Here is a 3,753-nt window from a genome sequence, read left to right on the forward strand (position 1 = left end):
GGCCAGGGGTCCGGCGGGCCGGGGGATCAGGCCGGCAGGTTGGCCTCGATCGCGGCGATGATCTCGTCGGCCTCCGGCTCCGTGCGCGGGCGGAAACGGCCGACCACCGAGCCGTCCGAGGAGAGCAGGAACTTCTCGAAGTTCCACTGGACGTCGCCCGCGGCACCCTCGGCGTCGGCGGTCTCGGTCAGCCGCTCGTACAGCGGGTGCCGGTCCTCGCCGTTCACGTCGATCTTCTCGAACAGGGGGAAGGAGACGCCGTACGTGGTGGAGCAGAAGGTCTGGATCTCCTCGGCCGAGCCGGGCTCCTGCCCGAGGAACTGGTTGCACGGGAAGCCGAGCACGGTGAAGCCGCGGTCCGCGTAGCGCTGCTGCAGGCGCTCCAGGCCGGCGTACTGCGGGGTCAGGCCGCACTTGGACGCCACGTTCACCAGGAGCAGGGCCTTGCCCTTGTGGTCGGCGAGCGAGGAGGGCTCGCCGGCGAGGGTGCGCAGCGGGATGTCGTACAGGCTCAACGGAGGGTTCCCTTCGGGGGCGGTCAAGTCGGCTGATGCGCCGGAGCGCACAACACCGCGCACGGCCGATCTGTTCCCCGCCCCGCCCGGACGGGCCACGGCCGACGGCCGCGGGCCGCCCACCCGGACGGTTCACCGGGGTGGCCCGGCTCCGTAGCCCGTGCTGAGCTGGCCGCCATGAGCAATCAGGGCGCTGCGCCGCGTTACGACGACCTCCGCGCGATCTTCCTGAACTGCACCCTGAAACGTTCTCCGGAGCGCAGCAACACCCAGGGTCTGATCGACCGCAGTGTCGCGATCATGGAGCGCCAGGGCGTGGCGGTCGACGTCGTGCGCGCGGTCGACCTCGACATCGCCACCGGCGTCTGGCCCGACATGACCGAGCACGGCTGGGAGACCGACGAGTGGCCGGTGGTCTACAGCCAGGTGATGGCCGCCGACATCCTCGTCCTGGCCGGGCCGATCTGGCTCGGCGACAACGGCTCGGTGACCAAGAAGGTGATCGAACGCCTGTACGCCTGTTCGTCGATCCTGAACGAGGCCGGGCAGTACGCCTTCTACGGGCGGGTCGGCGGCTGCCTGATCACCGGCAACGAGGACGGCGTCAAGCACTGCGCGATGAACGTCCTCTACAGCCTGCAGCACCTCGGCTACACCATCCCGCCGCAGGCGGACGCGGGCTGGATCGGCGAGGCGGGCCCGGGGCCGTCCTACCTCGACCCGGGCTCCGGCGGGCCGGAGAACGAGTTCACCAACCGCAACACCACCTTCATGACCTGGAACCTCCTCCACCTCGCCCGGATGCTCAAGGACGCCGGCGGCATCCCCGCCCACGGCAACCAGCGCTCCGAGTGGGACGCCGGCTGCCGCTTCGACTCCGAGAACCCCGAGCACCGCTGAGCCGGAGGCGGGGCTCCCCACCCGTGGTGCCGGGCTCTCCCGCGGTCCGAAAACGGCTGGCCCGCACCCCGGTGCGGTGACATGCTCGGCGGACCGGGCCGCCCGTGGCCCGATCGAGCCCGATCCGTCGGAGGGGTCGTCGTGACCGCCAGCGCATCCTGTCCGTCCGATCCCGCATCCGCGCCCGAGGTCCGAACAGCGGCCGGAGTGCTGCGCGGCACCTGGGAGGCGGGGCGGGCGGTCTTCCGCGGCGTCCCGTTCGCCGAGCCGCCGGTCGGTGCACTGCGCTTCGCCGCCCCGAGGCCGGTGCACGGCTGGGAGGGCGTCCGGGCGGCGGAGTCGTACGGCCCGCCGCCACCGCAGGCCGGTCTGTTCGGCATGGACGAACTCGCGAAGGAGACAGCGGGCGACGACTGGCTGACGGTGAACGTCTGGTCGCCCGATCCGGCCGTCGGGGCCGGCCTTCCGGTGATGGTGTGGATCCCCGGCGGCGGGTACGTGTTCGGCACGTCCGGTCTCCCCGAGTACGACGGCGGCCGCCTGGCCAGTGGCGGGGTCGTCGTGGTGACCCTCAACTACCGGCTGGGCGCCGAGGGCTTCGCGCAGATCGACGGTGCCCCCGCCAACCGGGGTCTGCTCGACCAGGTCGCCGCGCTGCAGTGGGTGCACGACAACATCCGGGCCTTCGGAGGCGACCCGGACCGGGTCACGGTCTTCGGCCAGTCCGCCGGCGGTGGATCGGTTGCCGCGCTGCTGGCCGTGCCGGGTGCGGCCGGGCTCTTCCGCCGGGCCGTCGCGCAGAGCGTCCCGGGGACGTACTTCTCGCCGGAGCTGGCCGCCGACATCGCTGCAGCCTGCGCCGCCGAGGTGGGGGTGCGGCCCACGGCGGCCGAGCTGTCCGGGGTGTCCCCGTCCCGGCTGTCCGCCGCCGGCGACGCGGTCGCCGCGAGGATCGGCCGGTGGAAGGACCGCTGGGGGCCGATCACCCAGCGGGCGATCCCGTTCGCGCCCGTCGTCGACGGCGACGTCCTGCCCGCCACCCCCTGGCAGGCGCTGGCCGGCGGCGCCGGCCGGGGCGTCGACCTCCTCGTCGGCCACACCCGCGACGAGCACCGGCTGTTCAGCCTGATCGACGGCGTGCTGGGCCGGGTGACGCAGGAACAGGCCGACACCGCCCTGCACGCGCTCGCCCCCGGCCCCGACGGAGCCCGCCGCTACCGGGAGGCCTTCCCGGCCGCCGGGCCGGAGGAGCTCTACGAACTGGTCAACGCCGACTGGCTGTTCCGGATGCCGACCCTTCACCTCGCGCAGGCGCACACCGCCGCCGGCGGGCGGACCCACCTCTACGAGCTGACCTGGCCCGCCCCGGGTTTGGGCGGTGCCCTCGGCGCCTGTCACGGGCTCGACGTACCGCTGGTCTTCGGCAACCTGAGCGACGGCGGGCCCGCCATGCTGATCGGCGGGACCCCGTCGCCGGAGGCGGAGGAACTGTCCGCACGGATGCGCGCCGCGTGGACGGCGTTCGCCGCCGACGGCGATCCCGGCTGGCCCGCCTACGACGTCGAGCGGCGCCTCGTCCGGCTCTTCGACACCCGGCCGGCCGTTGCGGCCTACCCGGAGGAGGCATCCCGGCAGCTGTGGCAGCACCACGGCTTCCCGGCCCTCCCGCTGACCGGGCCGGCGGCGGACCGGAGCGAATCCCCCGGACGGGACACCTGACGCACGCCCCCGGGCCCGCGGCGAGGGCCGACCGACGTCCGCGCTACGCTCGGGGCTCTTCGACCGACCGACCGGGAGCCCTGCCGATGAGGATGGCCCGACTTCGCGGGCAGTGCGCTGCGGGAGCGTTCCGGCGAGGAGCGGGGCTCCTCGTGCTGACGGCCGTCGTCGCAGGGGGCGCGGCCGGATGCGGGCCCAACACGGACGCCTACGTCGACCTGCAGAACGCGATGAAGTCCCACCTGACCGACGTGGACCACCGACCGGTCACCTCGGTCTCCTGCACCCCGCACGTCCACGACACGATGCGCGGCGACACCGCCCGTCTGCGCTGCTCGGTGGTCTTCGCCGACGGGACGTCCTACACGGCCGACGCGAAGATCGAGAACCAGAACTCCGGCGGCAGGCACAATATGCCCGACCTCTACAGCTGGGACAGTCCGCCCCCGCAGTGATCCGGATCGGAGCACTGCACGGTCCCGGTCTCGGGCTCGGTCGCGGGGGCGGGCGGGCGGGGGCGGGGGGGGCCGCGCGGCCGCCCGGCCCCCGCCCGGCGGCGGTGCGGCGGAGAGGGGGTCCGGGGCGCCGGCCGGGTAGCCCCCCCGGCGCCGGGGCGCGC

General features: G+C 74.0%; 4 protein-coding genes. 3 read left to right on the forward strand and 1 reads right to left on the reverse strand.

From position 1 onward, the window contains the following. Positions 1-26: 26 nt before the first annotated feature. Positions 27-515 (reverse strand): glutathione peroxidase, encoded by a 489-nt coding sequence (locus ACFV0G_RS30500; protein ID WP_380555021.1) that lies wholly within the window; start codon positions 513-515, stop codon positions 27-29. Between the two features lie 177 nt (positions 516-692). Here ACFV0G_RS30500 and ACFV0G_RS30505 point away from each other — a divergent pair, with 177 nt between their 5' ends. The 3 genes from ACFV0G_RS30505 to ACFV0G_RS30515 all read left to right on the forward strand — a co-directional run bounded on the left by ACFV0G_RS30505 (position 693) and on the right by ACFV0G_RS30515 (position 3,589). After that, entirely contained in the window at positions 693-1,415 is a 723-nt protein-coding gene (locus ACFV0G_RS30505) for a flavodoxin family protein (protein ID WP_380555023.1), read from the forward strand. Positions 1,416-1,556: 141 nt separating this feature from the next. Then, positions 1,557-3,134 (forward strand): carboxylesterase/lipase family protein, encoded by a 1,578-nt coding sequence (locus ACFV0G_RS30510; protein ID WP_380555025.1) that lies wholly within the window; start codon positions 1,557-1,559, stop codon positions 3,132-3,134. Positions 3,135-3,286: 152 nt separating this feature from the next. Next, positions 3,287-3,589, forward strand: coding sequence for a hypothetical protein (locus ACFV0G_RS30515; RefSeq protein ID WP_380555027.1), 303 nt, complete (start codon positions 3,287-3,289; stop codon positions 3,587-3,589). The last annotated feature ends 164 nt before the right edge of the window (positions 3,590-3,753 follow it).

This window comes from Kitasatospora sp. NPDC059571 (genome assembly GCF_042735675.1).
GTDB lineage: Bacteria > Actinomycetota > Actinomycetes > Streptomycetales > Streptomycetaceae > Kitasatospora.

Excerpts from the sequence above, each read along its gene's own strand:
- ACFV0G_RS30505 (WP_380555023.1), top strand. The coding sequence starts at position 693 with ATGAGCAATCAGGGCGCTGCGCCGCGTTACGACGACCTCCGCGCGATC.